Source organism: Nannocystis exedens (assembly GCF_002343915.1).
Taxonomy (GTDB): domain Bacteria; phylum Myxococcota_A; class Polyangia; order Nannocystales; family Nannocystaceae; genus Nannocystis; species Nannocystis exedens.
This window is the reverse complement of the sequence record NZ_NETK01000001.1, coordinates 3,832,233-3,853,406: the sequence shown is the minus strand read 5'-3', so window position 1 is coordinate 3,853,406 and position 21,174 is coordinate 3,832,233. Positions and strand designations below refer to the sequence as shown.

The window sequence follows — 21,174 nt, the reverse complement described above, 5'->3', positions numbered from 1 at the left end:
GGTCAGTCGGTGGTCGCGCGCAGGATCTCGTCGAGCGACGTCGTGCCGTCGACCACGCGCAAGAGCCCGGCCTGCCGCAGCGGGCGCATGCCGAGCCGCACCGCCTCGGCCCGCAGCTCGAGGGCGCCGGCGCCGTCCATGATCCGCTCGCGCAGCGACTCGCCGATCGGCATGACCTCGAAGATCGCCGTGCGCCCGCGGAAGCCCCCGTGGCAGGCCTTGCAGCCGCGGGCGCGCCGGGGCGAGCCGTCGCGCGCGAGCGCCGGCGGGACCCCGGCGTCGACCAGTCGCTGCACGCTGCAGCTCGGGTCGGGCTCGGCGCACTCGGGACACAGCCGTCGCACCAGCCGCTGGGCGATCACCAGCGAAGCCGCCGAGGCGATCACGTGCGGCTCGACGCCGAGGTAGACGAGCTGGATCAGCGCCGCCGCGGCGTCGCCGGCCGACAGGGCCGCGAGCACGCGCCGACCGCCGGCGGCAGCCTTGGCGCACAGCTCGGCGGTCTCGAAGTCGCGCAGCTCGCTGACCATGACGATGTCGGGGTCCTGCCGCAGCACCGCGCGCACGGCGGCCGCGGGGCCGAGTTCGGGGTGGACCTGGACCTGCGAGACGCCCTGCAAGTGGTACTCGACCGGGTCCTCGACGGTGGCGATCCGCACGCTGTCGGCGGTGAGCTCGCCGAGCGCGGTGCACAGCGTGGTCGAGCGGCCGGCGCCCGCGAGGCCGGCGACCAGCACGAGGCCGTGCGCGCGGTGCAGGGCCGCCCGCACCTGTCGCAGTGGTTCGCCGTCGATGCCGAGCCGCGCGAGGTCGGCCGGCAGCGCCGCGCGGTCGAGCAGGCGCAGGCGCAGCGCCTCGCCGAACACCGTCGGCAGGGTGACGACGTGGAACGCGACCTCGCGCTCCTTGCCGGCCTTGAAGCGCAGGCGCCCCTCGAGCGGCTGGCGGCGGTCGCCGACGTCGAGCCCGGCCTGCTGCTTGAACTTGCCGATCAGCGACGCCCCGTAGCCGAGCGGCGGGTCCATCTCGTGGTAGAGCGCGCCGTCGATGCGGTAGCGGACCCGCATGCCCTTCTCGTACGGCTCGATGTGGATGTCCGACGCGCCCTTCGCCAGCGCGTTGCGCAGGATCGCCTCGCACAGCCGCCCGGCCATCGTCTGCTCCGGCTCCGACAGCTGCGGCGGCGGCCGCTCGCGCTCCGGCAGGCTCACGGCGGGCTCGAGCCCGAGCCCGCCGAGGACCTCGCCGTACGGGGCGGCCAGGTCGACCTTGTCGTAGTAGCGGGCGATCGCCGCCTCGATCGCCGGCTCGAGGCTGACCACCGCGTCGATGTTCAGGCTGGTGTGGAACTTGAGGTCGTCGATCGCCAGCATGTTGTTGGGGTCGGCCATCGCGACGATGAGCTTCGACCCGGCGCGCTGGACCGGGACCGCGAGGTGGCGCACCGCGAGCGACTTGTCGACCGTGCGGATGACCGCCGGATCGATCTCGTGGGTGGCGAAGTCGAAGTAGGGGACCTTGAAGTGCTCGGCGAGGAAGCCGGCCAGCTGGCGCTCGCTGATGAAGCCGAGCCGCAGCAGGATCGTGGTCAGCCGCTTGCCGAACGCGCGCTGCTCCGACTGCGCCCGCTGGAGCTGCGGCAGCGAGATCAGGTCGCGATGGACCAGGAGTTCGCCGAGTCGGTCTGCCATGCGGGCCTGGCCGGCGCCGGCGGGCGCGGCCCAGGGCGCAAAAGCCTACAGCCCGCCGCCCGGCCCGCCAAGCGAGGAAACTTTCGCGGCCCCTCGCGCCTGTCCTTTGCGCCACGGCCTCGGGCCCATGGACTGCTGTCCGCCCGCAGCGGCGCCGCCGGCTCCATGGCCAGGCGACCTGATTTTTTCGCCACGTCGCGGCGCTATCGCCTATTCTCCGCGGCCGCCATGCCACCCACCGACGGCCGACCGCAGCGCACTCGTCCCGCCACTCGCCCCGCCGAACCCTCGCGGCCGCAGCGACGCGGCGGCGGTGGCGGCGCTGCCGGGGGCGAGGCGGCGCCGCGGCGGCGGACCCAGGGCGGTCATCCGCGGCCCGCGGTCCGCGGCCCGCACGTCAAGGTGCCGCACGAGGTGGCCCGCTTGCTGCGCGCCGGTCACCCGTGGGTGTTCCGCAACGCCGTGCTGCGGCCGCTCGCGCTGCCCGAGGGCGCCGTCATCCCGGTCATGGACCTCGACGGCTACCTGATCGGCCACGGCCTCCACGAGCCCGAGGGCGCGATCGCGATCCGCATGCTGAGCCTCGCGCCCGAGTTCGAGTGGAACGAGGCCGAGATGCTCGCGCGCGTGCGGGCCTCCGTGCGCCGTCGCGGCGCGACCGTGCCGCCCGAGGCGTGCCGCCTCATCCACAACGAGGCCGACGGCTTCCCCGGCCTCGCCGTCGACCGCCTCGGCAACTACTTGCTCGTCTACAAGTACGCGAAGATCGCCGAGTCCTACCTCGACGCGCTGGTGCCGATCCTCGAGCAGGAATTCAAGCCCGCCGGCATCTACATGCAGGACCGCGTCCGCGGCGTCACCCCCGACGAGCGCCGGCCGCCCGCGTTCCACCTGGCCGGCAAGGCCGCGCCGCCGGAGCTCGAGGTCGACGAGGATGGCCTCAAGTTCCTGGTCGATGTGACAGCCCCGGTCTCGCCCGGCCTGTTCCTCGACCTCCGCGAGGGCCGGCGCCTGTTCGAGGCGTGGTCGCGCGATCGCAGCGTGTGCAACCTGTTCAGCTTCACCGGCGCGTTCGGCCTGCGGGCCCTCCGCGGCGGCGCGCGCTCGGTCACCCACGTCGACGCCGCGGCCCGCAGCCACGCGCGCTGCCGGCAGAACCTCAGCGCCTCCAAGATGGACCCCGAGGCGATCGAGGCGATCACCGGCGACGCGTTCGCCCTGCTCGAGAAGTTCCGCCAGCGCGGCCGGGTGTGGGACCTCGTGATCGTCGACCCGCCCCCGTTCAGCAACGTCAAGGGCAGCACCTTCAGCGCGCTCAAGGACTACGGCGAGCTGATGCGGGCCGTCAGCGGGGTCGTCAGCCCCGGCGGCCACGTGCTGGCGATCAGCAACGCCGTGCGCCTCGGCGAGGAGGAGTTCCTGCTGGCCGTCGGCGAGGGCGTCCACGCCGCCGGCCGCGCCGCCCGCCTGGTCGGCGAGTGCGGCCTCCCGCCCGACTTCCCGGTCCCCCCGGCCTTCATCGAGGGCCGCTACCTGAAGATCAAGCTGCTGCAGTTCGACTGAGTTCGGCGAGTGGCCTGCGCCGTGCGATCGATCAGCTCCCGGCCTTCGGACGGATGGGCGGCGAGCTGTTCGGGCGAGGGCAACGGGCTCGAGCCGCGCATCCTCGCGAGGATGGAGCTCGACGAGCGCCCCGAGAGCTCGCGATCGAGGGCGCGGCGAGGTCCGGTTTCTGCGGGGACGGCGAGCTCTTCCGAATTCACGCGCCGGAGGCTAGCGCGCCGAAATTCACGCGCAACTTCGCGCACGAGCCACCGCGATGGCAGGCGGTCGGCGTAGCTCTCGTAGATGCCGGCGAGGTCGCGCCGGATGGCCACGAACTCGCGGTCGATCGCCTCGGCGTCGCTGATGGGCCGCTTGGGCCCGCGGCGCTTGGCGGGCCGGCGCGGGCGGGGCGGCTCGGGCGGCTGGATCTCGAGGAGAGACGCCATGCCGGCCAGATTCCGCGGAAGGACATGCCTCATGCGCCCGCCGCTCCCGGCGAGCCAGCCGGCGGGCCGGATCGGGGCGCGATCGCGTGCCTGCGACGTGCGCGATGCGCGCGCGAAATCGCACGCGGTGAGGGTCCTGCGCGCGGGGGCTCGTGGCCGCGCGGATCGATTATTCTCCCCCGCCCATGCAGCGGCCCATTCGCGCTCACGAGATCCGCAGCCGATTCCTCAATTACTTCGCCGCCCGCGACCACGCCGTCGTGCCGTCGTCGTCGCTGGTGCCGGCCAACGATCCGACGCTGCTGTTCACCAACGCCGGGATGGTGCAGTTCAAGGACACCTTCCTCGGGCGCGACCCGCGGCCCTACAAGCGGGCGGTCACCGTGCAGCGGTGCCTGCGGGCCGGCGGCAAGCACAACGACCTCGACAACGTCGGCTTCACCGAGCGGCACCACACGCTGTTCGAGATGCTCGGCAACTTCTCGTTCGGCGACTACTTCAAGCAGGACGCGATCCGCTGGGGCTGGGAGTTCTTGACCGAGGATCTCGGCATCCCGGCCGATCGCCTGGTCGTCAGCGTCTTCAGCGGCGAGGGCGAGTCGGCCCCGGCCGACGACGAGGCCTACGAGCTGTGGACCGCGTATGTCCCGAAGGACAGGATCTACCGCTTCCCGGCCAAGGAGAACTTCTGGGCCATGGGGCCGACCGGTCCGTGCGGGCCGTGCTCGGAGATCCACATCTTCCACGGCGACAAGGCCCCGCCGGACGCCGGGCTCGCCGGCCGCGGCCCGGCCCACGAGGACACCCGCTACACCGAGCTGTGGAACCTCGTGTTCATGCAGTACGAGAAGTTCGACGACGGCCGGCTCGTGCCGCTGCCGAAGCCGAGCATCGACACCGGCGCCGGCCTCGAGCGGCTGGCCTCGGTGCTCGAGGGCGTCGGCAGCAACTACCGCACCTCGCTCTTGACCCCGCTGGTCGACCTCGCCAAGCGGCTCGCGGGCGCGCCGGCGCACGACCTCGGGGCCGGCGAGGCGCCGTTCCGCGTGATCGCCGACCACGCGCGCGCGACCGCCTTCCTGATCGCCGACGGCGTGTTCCCCGATCGCGACACCCGGCCCTACGTGCTGCGCCGGATCATGCGCCGGGCGATCCGCTTCGGCGAGAAGGTCGGGCTCGAGAACCTGTTCTTCCACGAGGTGTGCAAGAAGGTCGTCGAGGAGTTCGGCGAGGCCTATCCGCACCTGGTCGAGAGGGCAGCCACGATCGACGAGGTCGTGCGCGGCGAGGAGGAGAGCTTCCGCCGCACGCTCAAGCGCGGCCTGCGGCTGTTCGAGGGCGCCGTCGCCGAGCTGCCCGCCGGCGAGACCGCGTTCCCGCTCGGCGTCGCCGCCGAGCTCTACGACACCTACGGCCTGCCGATCGACCTCACCGGGATCTTGAGCCGCGAGAAGGGCCTTACGCTCGACGAGGAGGCCGTCAAGCAGGAGGTCCAGGCGCGCCAGGCGGCCGGCGCCGCGGCCGCCAACCTCGGCGGCGGCGACAAGGCGATCGACAACCTCTACTTCCGCTTCAAGGAGCGGTTCGCGGGGCAGGCGACCTTCACCGGCTACACCGAGCTCAGCACCCGCGGCAGCGTGCTCGCGCTGGCGGTGAACGGCGTCGAGCAGACCGCCGCGCACGAGGGTGACGAGGTCGAGTTCATCACCGACGCGACCCCGTTCTACGGCGAGAGCGGCGGCCAGGTCGGCGACACCGGCATCGCCGAGGGCGACGGCGTGCGCGTCGAGATCGTCGACACCCTCAAGCCGACCGGCGACCTGCACGTCCACCGCGGCAAGGTCACCCGCGGCACGCTCGAGGTCGGCCGCCTCGTCACCCTGACGGTCGACGCCGCGCGCCGGGCCGCGATCCGGCGCAACCACAGCGCGACCCACCTGCTGCACCACGCCCTGCGCGCGGTGCTCGGCACCCACGTGGCGCAGAAGGGCTCGCTGGTCGCGCCCGACCGGCTGCGCTTCGACTTCTCGCACCCGCGCCCGATCACGCCCGAGCAGCGGCAGCAGATCGAGCGCATCGTCAACGAGATGACGCTCGCCAACGCCGACACCGACACGCGCGAGATGAGCCCCGGCGACGCCAAGAGCGCCGGCGCGATCGGCCTGTTCGAGGCCAAGTACGGCGAGCAGGTGCGGGTGGTCCGGATCGGCAGCGACAGCGTCGAGCTGTGCGGCGGCACCCACGTCCACCGCGCCGGCGACATCGGCCTGTTCGCCATCGTCAGCGAGGTCGGCATCGCCCAGGGCGTGCGCCGGATCGAGGCCGTCACCGGCATGAACGCGCTGCAGCACCTGCAGCAGACCGTGCAGATCCTCGACCGGGCCGCCAGCGAGCTCCACGCCAGCGGGCCCAGCGACGTGCTCGAGAAGCTCGGCCGCCTGCAGGCCAGCGCGCAGAAGCGCGAGCGCGAGATCGCCGAATTGCAGCGCAAGCTCGCCGTCGGCGGGGGCGGGAGCTCCGACACCGTCGCCGACGTCGCCGGCGTCAAGCTGCTCGCCAAGGTCGTCGCCGTCGCCGACCCCAAGGCCCTGCGCGAGGCCGCCGACACCCTGCGCGATCGGCTCGGCTCCGGCGTGATCGTCCTCGGCGCCGAAAAGGACGGCAAGGCCTCGCTGCTGGTCGCCGTCACCAAGGACCTCGCCGGCAAGGTGCACGCGGGCAACCTCATCGCCGCCCTCGCCTCACATGTCGGCGGCCGCGGCGGGGGCCGGCCGGACCTGGCCCAGGCCGGAGGCCCCAACGCGGCCGGCCTGCCCGCGGCCATCGAGGCCGCCGGCAGCGCCCTCGCCGCGCAGCTCGGCTGAGCCGCACGGGCGGGGCGCGCTGTGATACCGTGAAATCGAATGCAGCTCGATGACCTGCTGGCGAGCGAGGGCTACGCGGCCAAGGACGTACCGGCCCTGCTCGCGTGGGCGCGCGCGCGGGCCAACGTGTTGCTGCAGGGGCTCGACCCCGACTCGACGCTCGGCGAGCTGCTCGGCGGTACTTCGGGACATGTCTCCAGGGACAGCAGCCCGGCCGCCCGCCGCGACGGTGGCGATCGCCGCGACAGCGTCGATCGCCGCGACGGGTTCGAGCGGCGCGACGGCTTCGACCGCCGCAGCAGCGCTGAGGAGCGCGAGGACCACGACGAGCACGACGGTGAGATCCCGGCCGACCTGCGGCAGGCGGTCACGGCCGCCACCACCTCACAGCCGCAGCCCGCGCCGTACGTCGACGACGACCCCGACTCCGGCCTCGGCGGCTTCGCCCGCTTCCAGTCGATCCTCAAGCTGAACCGCCCGTACCCGTACCGCCAGCAGGAGCCGGTCGTCGACGAGCGGCCGACGCTGGCGCGGAGCTTCGCGCTCGCGGCCCAGCGCGAGGTCGACTACTCGCCGACCACGCCCTCGCCCCCGGGCGACCTCTCGGCGACCCTGCCGCTGGCCGCTGCGCTCGGCATCAGCAGCGAGGAGTCGGCGGCGCTGGTGCTGGGGATCCCCGACGAGGACACGGGCGAGAGCTCGGGCCTCAGCGACCTGTTCTACCCCGACGCGGGGCCCGACATCGTCGACGCGCCCCGGTCGTCGACGACCGTGTCCTCGCGTACGAGCTCCCACGCGTCCGGCTTCATCGACGACGACGACGACGTCCGGATGCCGATCCAGGACGACGACGACCTGCCGCTGCCGACGCTGCAGGACGACGAGGTCCCGCCGGTGCACGGCGAGGCCTCGCCGCTGCTCGACGATGAGCCGCCGCTCGGCGTCAGCCTCGGCCCGCTGTTCGAGAGCAACGCCCCTGTGCGACGCACCTCGCTGGACGACGTGCGCCGCCTCGACGACGCGGCGCCGGTGCGGCGCGCGTCGATGGACGACGTGCGGCACCTCGTGGACGCGGCGCCGGTGCGGCGCGCGTCGATGGACGACGTGCGTGGCGTGTTGGTCGACGACGACGACGCGGCGCCGGTGCTGCGCGCGTCGTTGGACGAGGTCCGGCGCGGCGACGATCGGTCGCTGCGCGGCGCATCGATCGAAGATGTTCGCCGGCCCGGCAGCGCGGCGCCGGTGCGGCGGTCGTCGCTGGACGACGTGCGCGGCGCGCTGGTGGACGACGACGAGGTGCCGGCGACCCGCGGGTCGGCGCCGGTGCGGCGGTCGTCGCTGGACGACGTGCGCGGGGTGCTGGTGGACGACGACGAGGCGCCGGCGACCCGCGGGTCGGCGCCGGTGCGGCGGTCGTCGCAGGACGACGTGCGCGGGGTGCTGGTGGACGACGACGAGGCGCCGGCGACCCGTGCGTCGGCGCCGGTGCGGCGGTCGTCGCTGGACGACGTGCGCGGGGTGCTGGTGGATGACGACGAGGCGCCGAGCCTGTCGCCGCCGCCGACGCAGGCCACCGCCCTCGACGACGACGAGACGATCGCCGAGCCGGTGCGCACCCGGGACACGCCACCGATGCCCGGCCTGCCCGCCGTCGACGTCGACGGCGACAGCGGCGCCCCGGTGCTGCGCCACCGCACCCCGAAGAAGAAGGTCGTCGAGCTCGGCGCGCCGCTCGCCAAGCCGCGCGCCGGTTCGGGCGGCGCCTCGCGCGGGCCCACGCCGAAGCCCGCCCCGCCGCGCAAGCCGCCGCCGCCGCCCGCGCGCAAGCCGCCGCCGCCGCCGCCGCCTCCGGTCGACGACGACATCCAGGAGCTGAGCCGCGTCGAGCTGATCGAGGACCTGCCGCCTTACCTGCGCGACGACGACGAGTGAGGCTGGCGGGAGGGACATGTTCCTCGGCGCATGTCTCTTCGGACCGGTCTGCCTCCCGAGGCGCCGCGCGAGCGGATGCCGCTCGGCCAGGCCCCGGGTCTGCGGGTCGATGCCGGGCGGCGAGCCCCGGACCGTCGGTTAGCGAGCAGGAGCCGCACCGAGAGGCGCCGCGGGTGCCGCAGTGAGGATCTCCGAGCTCGAACATGCCCGATTGGACATGCCCTATCGAGCATGCCCGCGAGAACATGCTTGAACGCTCAGGTCTCTTCGAGCCCCGCCCCGGCGAAGTGGAACGCGCGGACGAAGGCGCGGCGGGCCGCGACGTCGCGGCCGGGGCGGGGGCCGAGCTGGGCGCGGGCGACGTCGGCGGGCGAGGTGCCGGCGGCGACCAAAGCCTCGAGGGGGTCGAGGAAGAACGCCTCGGTGCGGCCGCGATGGTCGCGGATGTCGGCGCGGTCGAGCCCGGCGCGGGCGATGGTGAGCAGCCGTGCACACAGCGCGCGGACGCGCGGCGAGGCGAGGCCGGCCTGGCGGCACTCGGCCCACAGGGTCAGGCGCTCACCGAAGTCGAGGTCGGAGACCAGCTCCCAGGCCGCCTCGCCGGCGTCGTCGTCGTAGAGGAGCCCCTTCCACAGCGCCGGCAGCGCGCAGAGGATGTTCTGCCGCACCGAGTCGCAGCCGCGGACCTCGAGGTACGGCTTCAGGCGGATCTCCGGGAACAGCGTGCTCAGGTGCAGCTCCCAGTCGCCCTGCGTGGGCGCGTGGCGGACCCCGTCCGGGTCGACGTAGCCGGTCGCCATGTACTGCCGGAACGGCACGTGCAGCGGGATGTAGCGGCCCTGCCGCCGGATGAAGAACATCGGCACGTCGAGCGCCCAGTCGACGTAGCGCTGGTACGAGAACGGCGCCTCGAACGCCCACGGCAGCAGCCCGCAGCGGGCGGCGTCGACGTCGGTCCAGTTGTCGCTGCGCAGCGAGGCGAACCCGCGGTCCTCGCCTTCCTTATATGGAGAGTTGGCGAACAGCGCCGTCGTCAGCGCCGAGACCCCCATCGCCAGGCGGAACCGGAGCCCTGCCTGCTGCTCCGACGCGTAGTCGAAGTTGGCCTGCACGGTGCACGTGCGCAGCATCATGTCGAGCCCGCGCTGGCCGCGGGTCGGCAGATAGGCGCGCATCACCGCGTAGCGCGGCTTGGGCATCCAGTGGATCTCTTCGCGGGTGGCGAACGGATGGAAGCCGGACCCCAGCCAGGCGATCCCCAGCTCCTGCGACACCGCGTGAAGCTCGCGCTGGTGCTGCGTGAACTCCTGGCAGGTCAGGTGGACGTCCGCCAGGGGTTTGCCGCTGAGCTCGAACTGGCCGCCCGGCTCGAGGGTGATCGACGCGCCGTCGCGTTCGAGGCTGATGAGCGCCCCGTCGTTGCCGCGCTCGCCGCCTGGCTTCCAGCCGAACCGGGCCATGAAGCCCTGCATGACCGCCAGGACGTGGGCCTCGTACTCGACGGGGCGGTACTCGCCGTCGGCGACGACCACGCCGAACTTCTCGTGTTCGGTGCCGATCTTGTGGCTGCGGCGGTCGGGGCGTTCGGCGCGGCGGAAGAACCCCGTGAGGTCTTCGGGCTGCAGCGGCGTGCTGGAGGCGGGGGTCTCGGGGGTGCTGCTCACAGAAGGCTCCGGGTTCGTCGCCGAGGCTGGCGGAGAATCAGTGTACGTGCCGTTTGGCGAGACTTGACAGCGAATTGAAGCCCACGGGCGCGTGACGAACGGCCGATAGGTCCTGCGGCGCCGGGCCCGACCGTCACCTGCGCTTGACCGCGGCGCAGGGCCGCCGTTACTCTTCGCCGGCGTAAAGGCCATGGCTGGATCTGCCGTCCACGAAGCTCCCTGTGTCATCGGCCCGCGGATCACCGTCCGTGGGTCCCTCGTCGGCGAGGAGGACGTCGTGGTGCAGGGCAGGGTGGAGGGCAGCATCGCCTTGACGGCGCACCTCCTCATCGCCGGTCCGGCCCTGGTCGCCGCCGACATCGAGGCCGACAGCGTCGAGATCCACGGCCAGGTCGAGGGTGACGTCGTCGCCGCCGAGGGCATCACCTTGCGGGAGGGCGCCCGCGTGGTCGGCAACCTCCGCGCCCCGCGCGTCGAGATCGCCGACGGCGCGCAGTTCAAGGGCGCCGTCGAGATGGACGTCCCGCTGCCCGGCAACGTCCTCCGGCAACCGCGCCCTCGCTGACTCTCACCTCCCCGACCTCGCAGGCACCCCACATGTCCAGCACCGTCATCGGCTCCAGCATCCTCATCGACGGCGAGATCACCGGCGAAGAGCACCTCGTCGTCCGTGGCACCGTCAAGGGCCGGATCCAGGTCCGGGACACCCTCGTCATCGAGGACGGCGGGGTCGTCGAGGCCACCGTCGACGCCGCCTCGATCACAGTCCAGGGCACGCTCCGCGGCGACGTCGCCGCCAGCGAGCGCGCCGAGCTGCGCCCGAGCAGCACCGTCGTCGGTGACATCCGCGCCCCGCGGATCCTCATCGCCGACGGCGCCTCGTTCAAGGGCAACGTTGACATGGGGGGATGAAGGTGTCGCAGTCGGAATCCACGCAATCCTCGCCCGACGAGGCCACCACCGTCGTCGGCCCCGGCACGCACATCGTCGGTCGCCTGTCTGGTCAGGAGGACATTCGCGTCCACGGCACGCTCGAGGGCCGCATCCACCTCTCCGCCACGCTCTACGTCGAGCCCGAGGGCATCATCGCCGCCGATGTGTTCGCCGATGACGTGGTCGTCGCCGGCACCGTGGTCGGCAACCTGACCGCCGCCGGCAGCATCGTTCTCGCCGCCAGCGCCCGGGTCGTCGGCGATCTCCGCGCCCCCCGCCTCGTCGTCGCCCCCGGCGCCGCCTTCCGCGGCCAGGTCAGCATGGAGCCGCCCGACGAGGACGAGGCCGAGGCCGAGGCCGAGGCCGGCCGCGAGCGCCGCGAAGGCCGTCAGTGGTCGCAGGCCGCCGCCCAGGCCCGCCCGGCCCAGGCCCGTCCGGCCGCCTCCTACGCCACCCAGAACGGCGTTCGTCTGCCGCCGCAGCGGACTGCTCCCCGGCGCGAGAGCGTGCTCGCCAAGCCGTCGCTCGCCCGCCCGCGCCACGAGGAGCCGGCGAGCGAGCATTACGGCGAGGCCGAGGAGGCCGACTGGGGCGACGGCGCCAAGCGGGCGAAGAAGGTCGCGCGCCCGCGAGTCCTGGCCCGCGGCAAGCACAAGGTCGAGCGCATCTGAGCGCTCCCCGGGCGAGTCGCCCGCAACACGAGCTCGCCGCCGCGGCCCACGCGAGCGGCGGACCGACGGGTCGCGTCGAGGCCTCGCGCGCACCCCGGCAAGCCTTTGGTTTTTTGACGCGCGACGAAACTGCGGCAAACATCCCGCGCGCGGCTTTGGTAACATCCGGCGCAGCTCTGTCATGGCCCGCGCGGCCGCATTCGGCCTCATTGGGCCGGATTCTCCACATCTCCTCCTCGGCCCGAGCGGGCCTTCATCCTGAAAGGTCGGCCTGATGCGCAAGCTCCTTCTCTCGTCCCTGTTCGCCCTGTCGGTGTTCACGACCACTGGTTGCAAGGAGCCCGACCCCTACGCCTACGAGACGCACATCGAGAACATCCGCAATGCCAGCGCCAAGGGCATCGGCTTCTCGGGCATGAAGGACCTGGTCAAGACCGTCATCACCTCGCCCGACAACGGCCCGCGGCTCGACGAGTTCGTGCAGAAGGTGATCCCGGTGTTCGAGGAGCAGTGGGACTCCTCGCCGGAGCACCAGGTCAACATGCTCGAGATGCTCCGCGACATCGGCCGGCCCGAGGCCGCGCCGCTGTGGAGCAAGGCGCTCGGCACCCTCGACGGCTCGGAGGAGGGCCGCAAGCGCGTGCTGATCGCCCTGCAGGGCATCCAGCGCGCCAAGGCCACCGGCTCGACCGACGCGGTGCTCGGCCTGTTCGAGGGCCTGACGAAGGACCCGAGCAAGGACAAGGGCAAGGCCGAGGGGGAGATCCGCCGCGAGCTCGCGCGCACGCTCGGGATCCTCAAGGACCCGAAGGCCGTGCCGGCGCTGATCGCCGCGCTGCAGCAGCCGACCGAGATGCGGCCGCCGCAGATCCACCGCATCGTCGCCGAGGCGCTCGGCAACCTGCGCGACCCCGCGGCGATCGAGCCGCTCGTGATCGCCAACTTCTCGATCCCCGACGACCAGACCGACAGCAAGAACCTCAGCAACCGCGTCAAGCTGGCGCTCAACAGCATCGGCGAGCCGGCCGTCCCGCGCCTCGTCGAGCTGCTCACCGGCAAGGAAGACGACATCGTCATCAAGAAGGTCGTCGAGGCCGGCAGCACCGTGCCCGTGGTCCGCTTCACGGCCGCGCTGATGCTCGGCTCGCTCGGCAGCCCGCAGGCCGTCGACGCGCTGATCAAGAACATCCCCGCGGACTCCTGCAAGCCGGTGGTCAAGGAGGACCCGAAGAAGAAGGACAAGAAGAAGAAGGCCGAGGAGGAGGAGGAAGATCCGGACAAGGCCGACAACGAGAACCTGCGCAACGCGATCGTCACCTCGCTCGGCCAGATCGGCGACCCCAAGGCCGCGGCCGCGATCTGCCCGTGCACGCAGGCGACCGTCCACTTCGAGGAGCAGTTCATGATGGTCGAGGCGCTCGGCTACGTCGGCGGCGACGAGGCCGTGAAGTGCCTCACCAACTTCCTCAAGACCGCCGAGAGCGATCCCGAGACCCTGCCGACGACCGACAAGACGCCGCTGTCGATCCGCATCGAGGCCGGCCGCTTCGCGGTGCTCGCCGCGGGCCCCGACCAGGTCGCCGCCGTGCGCGAGGCCTTCGCCGCCAACACCGACCCGAAGGTCGCCGAGGGCCTCAAGCAGTGGGAGCCCGCGCTCGCCACCCTCGAGACCTGCAAGAACGACAAGGACTGCTACCTCAAGACCCTCAAGGACACCAACGCCAACTGGGTCGCGCGTGAGAACGCGGCGATGGAGCTGACCCGCCTCGCGCCGGGCGACGCCGCCGTCGCCGAGGCGATCGCGCAGGCCTACAAGGTCCGCGAGGTCGACGCCCGCGTGACGATGGCGCTCATGGCCGCGCGCATCATGCAGGGCAAGCGCTGCCAGAAGTGCGTCGACACCTTCGAGGACATCATGAAGGGCGAGAAGGGCACGACCGACATCAGCTACCAGAAGGCGGTGCTGACCGCCCGCGACACGATCGCCAAGCTGTCCGAGTAGCGAGCACCTGCGCGTCGACCTCGCCGACGACACGGCGAGGTCGACGTCCGCGTCGCGCCGGCGACGCGCGCCGGCCTCGCCGCGCGAACCCGACCGGAGCGATCTCCGACGCGACAACTCACAATCAGGCCGTGATGTCCACGGCCTCGTGTGCCATGCTCACGCCGATGTCCCGCTCGCTCGTCCGGCTCGCGCTCGTCGTCCTCGCGGGCGCGCCGGTCGCCTGCGCCGGCAAGTCCGCCGGCCTCGTCACCCCCGAGGACGCGGCCGTCACGGTGCAGCCCGGCGAGGCGGCCGCGGCGGCGCCCAGCGGTCCGGCGACCCTGCCGGACGCCGAGGCCGCGCTGGCCGCCGGCGACGCGGCCCGGGCCGTCGCCCTGTTCTCCGGCTACCTCGGCGGCGACCCCGACGAGACCGGCGTGCGCCAGGCCTACCTCGGCCTGGCGCGGGCCCAGGAGCTCCTGCGCGACTGCGCCGCGGCGATCCGCGCCTACGACGCCTACCTGGCCCGCTTCAACGACGGCCCCGCCGACCTGTTCGCCCGCCGCGGCGCCTGTTACGCCGAGCTCGGCGAGTGGAAGGCCTCGGCCGACAGCTACGGCGAGGCCTTCGCGCGCGCGACCCTCCCCAGCGCCAAGGTCGAGGCGCTGGCCCGCCAGGGCTACGCCTACTTCGAGCTCGGCCAGCTCGACCAGGCCGAGCCGCTGCTGCAGCAGGCCGACCAGGTCTTCGTCGCCTCGCAGGAGGCGGGCAGCGAGCGCTTTAGCAACTACTACTTCGTCGGCATGGCCCGCTTCTACCGGGCGGCCGTGTGGCACCGGCGCTTCCGCGACGTCCCGATCCGCCTGCCCGAGAAGCAGATGACCGAGGACTTCGCCCGCAAGTTCGCCCTGCTGGAGAAGGCCCAGGACGCCTACAACGAGACCATCAAGGCCAAGCACATGTTCTGGGTCTCGGCGGCGGGCTTCCAGCTGGGCAGCCTGTTCGAGGAGTTCTACGACGCCATGATGCACGCCCCCGTGCCGGACTGGCTCGACGACAAGCAGCGCCAGGTCTACTACGAGGAGCTCAAGAGCCAGCTGAGACCGGTGGTCAACAAGGCGATCTGGGTGTTCGAGAAGAACCTCGCCACCGCCCGCCGGCTCGGTTACGAGAGCGAGTTCACGGCCCAGACCGAGGCCAAGCTGAGCGAGCTGCAGGCCGTGCTCCTCGCCGGTGACACGACTCTCGGCAAGCCGCACCCGCCGCTGGCGCCCGAGGCCCGCCCCGAGATCGCGGCCGGGGAGATCGCCTCCGCGAGCGGCGAGCCGAGCCCCGTCGATCGCAAGCTGTTCGTGCCGGAGCTGACCCCGCTCTGACGCCCGCAGGCCCGCTTTGCGCCCGCCAGCGGCCAGAAATCGGCCTTTCCGCGGCTGCCGGCTCCCGGCGCTCACCCGCGCCCCACGTGGCTTGACACTCTCCCAGATCCGCGGCTATACACCGCGTCCACTTTCGGACCCTCACAGGGCCCGACGCTTTTCGTTAGCCTGAAGCACGAACACCGGCGGAACGACCGCCACGACGACCCCGGAGGGAAATCTCACCACACGCTGGCGTAGCTCAATTGGTAGAGCACCTGATTTGTAATCAGGCGGCTGCGGGTTCGAGTCCCATCGCCAGCTCTCCACGCCGCACGGCCTCCGGGCCACGCACGCAGCGATCGTTCCAAACCACGAGGATGGGTGCCCGAGTCGGCCAAAGGGAGCAGACTGTAAATCTGCCGCGCACCGCGCTTCGAAGGTTCGAATCCTTCCCCATCCACTGCCTACCGCGGGAGTAGCTCAGTTGGCAGAGCGTCAGCCTTCCAAGCTGAATGTCGCGAGTTCGACCCTCGTCTCCCGCTCTCTGCGCGACCCGCGCATCTGAATCCGGCCCTCCTGGCCTCCCGGTCCCGAACAACTTCATGCCCATGTAGCTCAGTTGGTAGAGCACATCCTTGGTAAGGATGAGGTCAGCGGTTCGAATCCGCTCATGGGCTCCAGAAAATCCCTCTCGACGACTGAACCCGTCACCCCCAGAGAAGCACAGCCATGGCGAAGGAAACATTCGTACGGAACAAGCCCCACGTGAACATCGGCACGATCGGCCATGTGGACCACGGGAAGACGACGCTGACGGCGGCGATCACGAAGGTGCTGAGCCTGAAGGGACAGGCGGAGTTCAAGGGCTACGACCAGATCGACAAGGCGCCGGAGGAGCGGGCGCGCGGGATCACGATCTCGACGGCGCACGTGGAGTACGAGTCGAGCAAGCGGCACTACGCGCACGTGGATTGCCCCGGGCACGCGGACTACATCAAGAACATGATCACGGGCGCGGCGCAGATGGACGGGGCGATCCTCGTCGTGAGCGCGCCGGACGGTCCGATGCCGCAGACGCGCGAGCACATCCTGCTGGGCCGTCAGGTGGGCATCCCGGCGATCGTGGTGTTCCTGAACAAGTGCGACATGATCGGCGCCGGCGACGAGGAGATGCTGGAGCTGGTGGAGGTCGAGCTGCGTGAGCTGCTGTCGAAGTACCAGTTCGACGGCGACAACGTGCCGATCACCCGTGGGAGCGCGCTGAAGGCCCTCGAGGCGCCGTCGTGGGATCACCCGGACGCGAAGTGCATCTGGGAGCTGATGGACTCGTGCGACTCGTACATCCCCGAGCCGGTGCGCGAGCTGGACAAGCCGTTCCTGATGCCGGTCGAGGACGTGTTCACGATCTCGGGCCGCGGCACGGTGACGACGGGTCGCGTCGAGCGCGGCGTGATCAAGGTCGGCGACGAGGTGCAGATCGTCGGTCTGCGCGACACGCAGAAGACCACGGTCACGGGCGTGGAGATGTTCCGCAAGCTGCTCGACCAGGGCCAGGCGGGCGACAACGTCGGCCTGCTGATCCGCGGCATCGACCGCGAGGCGGTGGAGCGCGGGCAGGTGCTCTGCAAGCCGGGCACGATCACGCCGCACAAGAAGTTCAAGGCGACGGTGTACGTGCTGAAGAAGGAGGAGGGCGGCCGTCACACGCCGTTCTTCAAGGGGTACCGGCCGCAGTTCTACTTCCGGACGACGGACGTGACGGGTTCTGTGACGCTGCCCGAGGGCGTCGAGATGGTGATGCCCGGAGACAACATCGAGATCACCGTCGAGCTGCACAGCACGATCGCCTGCGAGGAAGGCCTGAAGTTCGCCATCCGCGAGGGCGGCAAGACCGTCGGCGCCGGCGTCGTCACCAAGATCCTCGAGTAAGTCGCTCGGGATCGGCAGGGCGGGGGGCGTGACCCCCGCCCTGTTTTGCCCTAACTCCCCGGTTTGTTGGCCAGCGCCGACCTCCGGGCTCGAACTTGTCAACCGGAACGGGTCTTGCTAGAACCGGACCCCTTCGCCTGTTGAGGCTCCCATGGCTGCCGGCAACCGCATCATCATCCAGCTCGAGTGCCAGACCTGCAAGCGGCGCAACTACTCTTCGACCAAGAACAAGCGGACGACGCCCGAGAAGATCGTCCTCAAGAAGTTCTGCCGCCACTGCCGGAAGCACGCGGATCACAAGGAGACCAAGTAAGAGAGTGGGTTCTTACAGGGGGTTAGCTCAGTTGGTAGAGCAGCGGACTCCAAATCCGCAGGCCGAGGGTTCGAGTCCCCCACCCCCTGCTTCCTGTCAGAGATGGCCGGTCTTCGGACACTCTGAGACCCTGCCATGACGACCCCGCCGCGCAAACGAAAGCTCGTTGTCGCCCGTGAGTTCGACCCCAGTCGGTGGGCCCACGCTGCGTTTTTCCTCGGCTTTCTGTTGCTTGCGTACGTCTTCAGCAACCTCACCGAGGACATGTGGGCGTTGCTGTGGTCGTACTGGCCGCGGGAGCTCGGACGCCCGGCGCCGAACCTGGCCTCGGCGATCGGCACCGGCGTCGCCTTGATCTGCGCCCTCGTCGCCTGGCGGAACAAGCGCTGGTTCACGTTCGTGAGCGAGGTCGCTGTCGAGGTCTCGCAAGTGACGTGGCCGACCAAGGCGGAGACGCGGGTCGCCACGATCGTGGTCGTCGTCCTCACGCTCGTCTGCTCCGTCATCCTGGCGATGATGGACCTGTTCTGGTCCAACGTGACGGACTGGCTCTACGCTCTCTGACGGATCGGGGCACAAATTCTCATGGAGTGGTACGTCGTCAACACCTTCTCGGGCTACGAGAACTCGGTAAAGAAGGCCCTGGAGGATCGGATCAAGAACGCCGGTCTCGAGGAGCAGTTCGGGGAGATCTTGATCCCCTCGGAGAAGGTGACCACCCGGAGCGGCAAGAAGACCGTCCAGAAGACCAACAAGCTTCTGCCCGGTTACATCTTCATCAGCATGGACCTGACCAAGGCGAGCTGGCACCTGGTCCAGAACACCCCGAAGGTGACCGGCTTCCTCGGCGGTCAGAACCCCAAGCCGGTGCGCAAGGCCGAGATGAACCGCATGCTCGGGCAGGCGCCGCCGGACGAGCAGGCGCCCGTCGAGAAGGTCGTGCCGAACATCACGTATTCGGTCGGCCAGCAGGTGCGGGTGCGCAGCGGCGCGTTCGCCAACTTCACCGGTGAGGTGGAGGAGATCAACAACGACAAGCAGAAGATCTGGCTGTCGGTGTCGTTGTTCGGCCGCCCGACGCGCGTCGAGGTCGACTTTTCCGAGGTCGAGCCGGTTGTGTAACGCCGGCGGATCTGCGACAAGCCAGCACGCCTGTCCCGCCGAGTGAGCGGCGTCAAGCTCACGGTCCCTGAAGGGCGGCGCCAGCGGCGTCGGCCCACCCGACCGACCCACCCTTTTCGTCACGAAGCACTGCCATGAAGAAGGTAACCGCGTACGTCAAGCTCCAGATCAAGGCCGGGCAGGCGAACCCCGCGCCCCCGATCGGCCCTGCGCTCGGCTCCAAGGGCGTCAACATCATGGAGTTCTGCAAGCAGTTCAACGCCCGCACGGCGAAGGACCAGGGCCTCGTGATTCCGGTGGTCATCACCGTCTACTCGGACCGTTCGTTCACCTTCATCACCAAGACGCCGCCGGCGTCGATCTTGTTGTTGAAGAAGGTGCAGGCGGCCAACCCCAAGGTCGAGGGCGGCTCGGGCGTCCCGAACCGGCAGAAGATCGGCAAGCTGACGACCAAGGACGTCCGCGAGATCGCCGAGTACAAGTTCAAGGACATGAACGCCGCCTCGATCGACGCGGCCGCGCGCTCGATCGCCGGCACCGCGCGCTCGATGGGCATCGACGTGGTCGAGGCCTGAGTTCGGCGCCGTGAGAATTTCCTTCCTGCCCCTGAAGACATGCGGGCAGGAGCCCCGGCTCACCGCGGGCCGGGACAACCCCGGGGGAGGCCGTAGAGGCCGCTGGGACCCCGGAAAGGGCAAGAGACAATGGGCAAGAAGTACGAGGCGGTCCGCAAGCTCGTCGACCGCGACAAGCGCTACACCCTCGCCGAAGCGGTCGAGCTGCTGCCGAAGCTGAAGTTCACCAAGTTCGACGAGACGGTCGACGTCGCGGCCCGCCTGGGCGTCAACCCGAAGCACGCCGACCAGATGATCCGCTCGTCGTGCGCCCTGCCGCACGGCACCGGCAAGTCGCTGCGCGTGGTCGTGTTCGCCAAGGGCGAGCGGGCCAACGAGGCGCGCGAGGCGGGCGCCGATTTCGTCGGCGCTGAGGACCTGGTCGACCGCGTGCTCAAGGAGAACTGGCTCGAGTTCGACAGCGCGATCGCCACGCCCGACATGATGGGCCTCGTCGGTCGCCTCGGCCGCGTGCTCGGCCCGCGCAACTTGATGCCCAACCCCAAGGTCGGCACCGTGACGATGGACGTGGCCCGGGCGGTCCGCGAGATCAAGGCCGGCCGCATCGAGTTCCGCACCGAGAAGACCGGCATCGTCCACGCGCCCGTCGGCAAGGTGTCGTTCGGGCCCGACAAGCTGCGGGAGAACATCCTCTCGTTGCTCGAGACCCTGCAGCGCCTCAAGCCGTCGACGGCCAAGGGCAAGTACTTCAAGAGCGTCGCGCTGTCGTCGACGATGGGCCCGTCGGTCCGCCTCGACACCAACGAGATCGCCTCGCTCCTCGAGCGCTAGGCCTCTCGACCCAGGTTTTTCATCAAGGAGTTCACCAAGTCTGTCGCAGAAGTGACGTGATGCAGCCGCCCGCGAGGGCGCACGCACTCGAAGACAGCAGGTGGTCGGCCTACCGACCGTAAACGCGAGAGCGGCCTGCCGAGAGTGGAGCGAGCGACGAGAGGAAGCGGGGACGGGTCGTCCGTCCTCCATCTCGGCGGTCCTCCACCCGGAGGGCCGAGGAGACGAGCCAGAGATGCCCACCCTGAGCAAACACGAACAATCGGCGAAGCTCCGCGAGGAACTGAGCGGCGTGTCCGCGTTCGTCCTGGTCGACTACACCGGGATCACCGTGGCCGAGGCCAGCGACGTCCGCAACAAGTTCCGCGAGGCCAACTGCCGCTACCAGGTCTACAAGAACTCGGTCATCCACTACGCGGTGACCGGGACGAAGCACGAGCCGGCCACTTCCCTGCTGAAGGGCATGACCGGCATCGCGTTCTCGCCGGAGGACCCGGGTGCAGCGGCTCGTGTGGCGCGTGACTTCGCCAAGGACGCCAAGAGCTTCAAGATCAAGGGCGGCATCATCGATGGTCAGACGCTCGACGCCAGCGGCGTCAATCGCCTGGCCGACATGCCCGGGCCGCGCGAGCTCAAGGCGCAGTTCCTGGCCCTGCTCAACACGCCGGCGACCAGCTTCGTCCGCGTGCTGAACGCCGCCCCGCAGAGCTTCCTCTACCTCCTGAATGCCCGCAAGGACCAGCTCGCCGCTGCCTCCTGAGGCCGGCGCTCGTCCCTCATCAACCCGTCACCGTTTGTACCGACAGACTTCGAGGAATTCGTCATGACCGACATCACCCGCGACCAAGTCATCAACTACCTGAGCAACCTTCCGGTCATCGAGATCGCCAACCTGGTCAAGGAGCTCGAGACCAAGTGGGGCGTCTCGGCCGCCGCGCCGGTCGCCGTCGCCGCCGCCGGTGGTGGTGCCGCCGCGCCCGCCGCCGAGAAGAAGGAAGAGCAGACCGAGTTCACGGTCGTGCTCAAGGGCTTCGGCGACAAGAAGATCAACGTCATCAAGGCGGTCCGCGTGCTCAACCCCGCCCTCGGCCTCAAGGAGGCCAAGGACCTGGTCGAGGGCGCCCCGGCCAACATCAAGGAAGGCATCTCCAAGGCCGAGGCCGAGGAGATGGCCAAGCAGCTCAAGGAGGCCGGCGCTGAGGTCGAGATCAAGTGATCTCAGGGCCCGCCGCCCAAGCTGCTCCGGCGTGTACGGCGCCAGGGGGGAAGCCCCCTGCGCGTCGTACACATGTCGCGTTTGTAATGGCGCAATTTCG

At 70.5% G+C, this 21,174-nt stretch carries 18 protein-coding genes and 5 tRNA genes; 21 read left to right on the top strand and 2 right to left on the bottom strand.

Going from position 1 to position 21,174, the window contains the following annotated elements:
• Positions 1-2: 2 nt before the first annotated feature.
• Positions 3-1,691, bottom strand: coding sequence for a GspE/PulE family protein (locus tag NAEX_RS15185; protein WP_096328211.1), 1,689 nt, complete (start codon positions 1,689-1,691; stop codon positions 3-5).
• Here NAEX_RS15185 and NAEX_RS15180 point away from each other — a divergent pair.
• The 3 genes from NAEX_RS15180 (at position 1,659) to NAEX_RS15165 (ending at position 8,478) form a co-directional block, all read left to right on the top strand.
• Positions 1,659-3,254 (top strand): class I SAM-dependent methyltransferase, encoded by a 1,596-nt coding sequence (locus NAEX_RS15180; protein ID WP_096333621.1) that lies wholly within the window; start codon positions 1,659-1,661, stop codon positions 3,252-3,254. The genes NAEX_RS15185 and NAEX_RS15180 overlap by 33 nt on opposite strands.
• A gap of 613 nt (positions 3,255-3,867) precedes the next feature.
• A complete protein-coding gene (alaS, locus tag NAEX_RS15170) occupies positions 3,868-6,546 on the top strand; it encodes an alanine--tRNA ligase (RefSeq protein ID WP_096328209.1) in 2,679 nt (892 codons plus the stop codon).
• A 39-nt stretch (positions 6,547-6,585) separates the two neighbouring features.
• Entirely contained in the window at positions 6,586-8,478 is a 1,893-nt protein-coding gene (locus NAEX_RS15165) for a hypothetical protein (protein WP_096328208.1), read from the top strand.
• Positions 8,479-8,735: 257 nt separating this feature from the next.
• Here the strand turns inward: NAEX_RS15165 and NAEX_RS15160 are convergent, their stop codons facing one another.
• Positions 8,736-10,142, bottom strand: coding sequence for a glutamate--cysteine ligase (locus NAEX_RS15160; RefSeq protein ID WP_170135733.1), 1,407 nt, complete (start codon positions 10,140-10,142; stop codon positions 8,736-8,738).
• Between the two features lie 190 nt (positions 10,143-10,332).
• Here NAEX_RS15160 and NAEX_RS15155 point away from each other — a divergent pair, with 190 nt between their 5' ends.
• From NAEX_RS15155 to rplL, 18 genes are all read left to right on the top strand, one after another.
• On the top strand, positions 10,333-10,707 hold the full coding sequence (locus NAEX_RS15155) for a bactofilin family protein (RefSeq protein WP_096328206.1): 375 nt from the start codon (positions 10,333-10,335) through the stop codon (positions 10,705-10,707).
• 32 nt (positions 10,708-10,739) lie between these two features.
• A complete protein-coding gene (locus NAEX_RS15150; RefSeq protein WP_096328205.1) occupies positions 10,740-11,054 on the top strand; it encodes a bactofilin family protein in 315 nt (104 codons plus the stop codon).
• A 2-nt stretch (positions 11,055-11,056) separates the two neighbouring features.
• A complete protein-coding gene (locus tag NAEX_RS15145) occupies positions 11,057-11,746 on the top strand; it encodes a bactofilin family protein (protein WP_177326047.1) in 690 nt (229 codons plus the stop codon).
• A 274-nt stretch (positions 11,747-12,020) separates the two neighbouring features.
• A complete protein-coding gene (locus NAEX_RS15140) occupies positions 12,021-13,748 on the top strand; it encodes a HEAT repeat domain-containing protein (RefSeq protein ID WP_096328203.1) in 1,728 nt (575 codons plus the stop codon).
• 167 nt (positions 13,749-13,915) lie between these two features.
• Positions 13,916-15,106 (top strand): tetratricopeptide repeat protein, encoded by a 1,191-nt coding sequence (locus NAEX_RS15135; protein ID WP_143141296.1) that lies wholly within the window; start codon positions 13,916-13,918, stop codon positions 15,104-15,106.
• Between the two features lie 230 nt (positions 15,107-15,336).
• Positions 15,337-15,409, top strand: a tRNA-Thr gene (locus NAEX_RS15130).
• A gap of 54 nt (positions 15,410-15,463) precedes the next feature.
• Positions 15,464-15,548 (top strand) — tRNA-Tyr (locus NAEX_RS15125).
• A gap of 9 nt (positions 15,549-15,557) precedes the next feature.
• Positions 15,558-15,630, top strand: a tRNA-Gly gene (locus tag NAEX_RS15120).
• A 62-nt stretch (positions 15,631-15,692) separates the two neighbouring features.
• Positions 15,693-15,768: transfer RNA gene (locus tag NAEX_RS15115), tRNA-Thr, on the top strand.
• Between the two features lie 49 nt (positions 15,769-15,817).
• A complete protein-coding gene (tuf, locus tag NAEX_RS15110) occupies positions 15,818-17,017 on the top strand; it encodes an elongation factor Tu (RefSeq protein WP_096328189.1) in 1,200 nt (399 codons plus the stop codon).
• Between the two features lie 151 nt (positions 17,018-17,168).
• Positions 17,169-17,330, top strand: coding sequence for a 50S ribosomal protein L33 (rpmG, locus tag NAEX_RS15105; RefSeq protein ID WP_096328201.1), 162 nt, complete (start codon positions 17,169-17,171; stop codon positions 17,328-17,330).
• A gap of 16 nt (positions 17,331-17,346) precedes the next feature.
• A tRNA-Trp gene (locus tag NAEX_RS15100) sits at positions 17,347-17,419 on the top strand.
• A 139-nt stretch (positions 17,420-17,558) separates the two neighbouring features.
• Positions 17,559-17,894 (top strand): preprotein translocase subunit SecE, encoded by a 336-nt coding sequence (gene secE, locus NAEX_RS15095; RefSeq protein ID WP_170135732.1) that lies wholly within the window; start codon positions 17,559-17,561, stop codon positions 17,892-17,894.
• Positions 17,895-17,915: 21 nt separating this feature from the next.
• Positions 17,916-18,452, top strand: coding sequence for a transcription termination/antitermination protein NusG (gene nusG, locus NAEX_RS15090; protein WP_224192981.1), 537 nt, complete (start codon positions 17,916-17,918; stop codon positions 18,450-18,452).
• Positions 18,453-18,586: 134 nt separating this feature from the next.
• Positions 18,587-19,027 (top strand): 50S ribosomal protein L11, encoded by a 441-nt coding sequence (gene rplK / locus NAEX_RS15085; RefSeq protein ID WP_096328198.1) that lies wholly within the window; start codon positions 18,587-18,589, stop codon positions 19,025-19,027.
• Between the two features lie 129 nt (positions 19,028-19,156).
• Positions 19,157-19,858, top strand: a complete 702-nt coding sequence (rplA, locus tag NAEX_RS15080) for a 50S ribosomal protein L1 (protein WP_096328197.1) — start codon at positions 19,157-19,159, stop codon at positions 19,856-19,858.
• 235 nt (positions 19,859-20,093) lie between these two features.
• Positions 20,094-20,618 (top strand): 50S ribosomal protein L10, encoded by a 525-nt coding sequence (rplJ, locus tag NAEX_RS15075; RefSeq protein WP_096328196.1) that lies wholly within the window; start codon positions 20,094-20,096, stop codon positions 20,616-20,618.
• 63 nt (positions 20,619-20,681) lie between these two features.
• Complete coding sequence (gene rplL / locus NAEX_RS15070; protein WP_096328195.1) at positions 20,682-21,074, top strand: 50S ribosomal protein L7/L12; 393 nt, start codon at positions 20,682-20,684, stop codon at positions 21,072-21,074.
• Positions 21,075-21,174 lie beyond the last annotated feature (100 nt).

Bases quoted from the DNA above. Each gene is read 5' to 3' on its own strand.
- NAEX_RS15165 (WP_096328208.1), top strand. From the start codon at position 6,586: ATGCAGCTCGATGACCTGCTGGCGAGCGAGGGCTACGCGGCCAAGGAC.
- rpmG (WP_096328201.1), top strand. From the start codon at position 17,169: ATGGCTGCCGGCAACCGCATCATCATCCAGCTCGAGTGCCAGACCTGC.
- rplK (WP_096328198.1), top strand. From the start codon at position 18,587: ATGAAGAAGGTAACCGCGTACGTCAAGCTCCAGATCAAGGCCGGGCAG.
- NAEX_RS15150 (WP_096328205.1), top strand. From the start codon at position 10,740: ATGTCCAGCACCGTCATCGGCTCCAGCATCCTCATCGACGGCGAGATC.
- NAEX_RS15185 (WP_096328211.1), bottom strand. From the start codon at position 1,691: ATGGCAGACCGACTCGGCGAACTCCTGGTCCATCGCGACCTGATCTCG.
- tuf (WP_096328189.1), top strand. From the start codon at position 15,818: ATGGCGAAGGAAACATTCGTACGGAACAAGCCCCACGTGAACATCGGC.
- rplJ (WP_096328196.1), top strand. From the start codon at position 20,094: ATGCCCACCCTGAGCAAACACGAACAATCGGCGAAGCTCCGCGAGGAA.
- NAEX_RS15155 (WP_096328206.1), top strand. From the start codon at position 10,333: ATGGCTGGATCTGCCGTCCACGAAGCTCCCTGTGTCATCGGCCCGCGG.
- nusG (WP_224192981.1), top strand. From the start codon at position 17,916: ATGGAGTGGTACGTCGTCAACACCTTCTCGGGCTACGAGAACTCGGTA.
- rplL (WP_096328195.1), top strand. From the start codon at position 20,682: ATGACCGACATCACCCGCGACCAAGTCATCAACTACCTGAGCAACCTT.
- NAEX_RS15140 (WP_096328203.1), top strand. From the start codon at position 12,021: ATGCGCAAGCTCCTTCTCTCGTCCCTGTTCGCCCTGTCGGTGTTCACG.
- alaS (WP_096328209.1), top strand. From the start codon at position 3,868: ATGCAGCGGCCCATTCGCGCTCACGAGATCCGCAGCCGATTCCTCAAT.
- NAEX_RS15180 (WP_096333621.1), top strand. From the start codon at position 1,659: ATGGACCAGGAGTTCGCCGAGTCGGTCTGCCATGCGGGCCTGGCCGGC.
- rplA (WP_096328197.1), top strand. From the start codon at position 19,157: ATGGGCAAGAAGTACGAGGCGGTCCGCAAGCTCGTCGACCGCGACAAG.
- NAEX_RS15135 (WP_143141296.1), top strand. From the start codon at position 13,916: ATGTCCCGCTCGCTCGTCCGGCTCGCGCTCGTCGTCCTCGCGGGCGCG.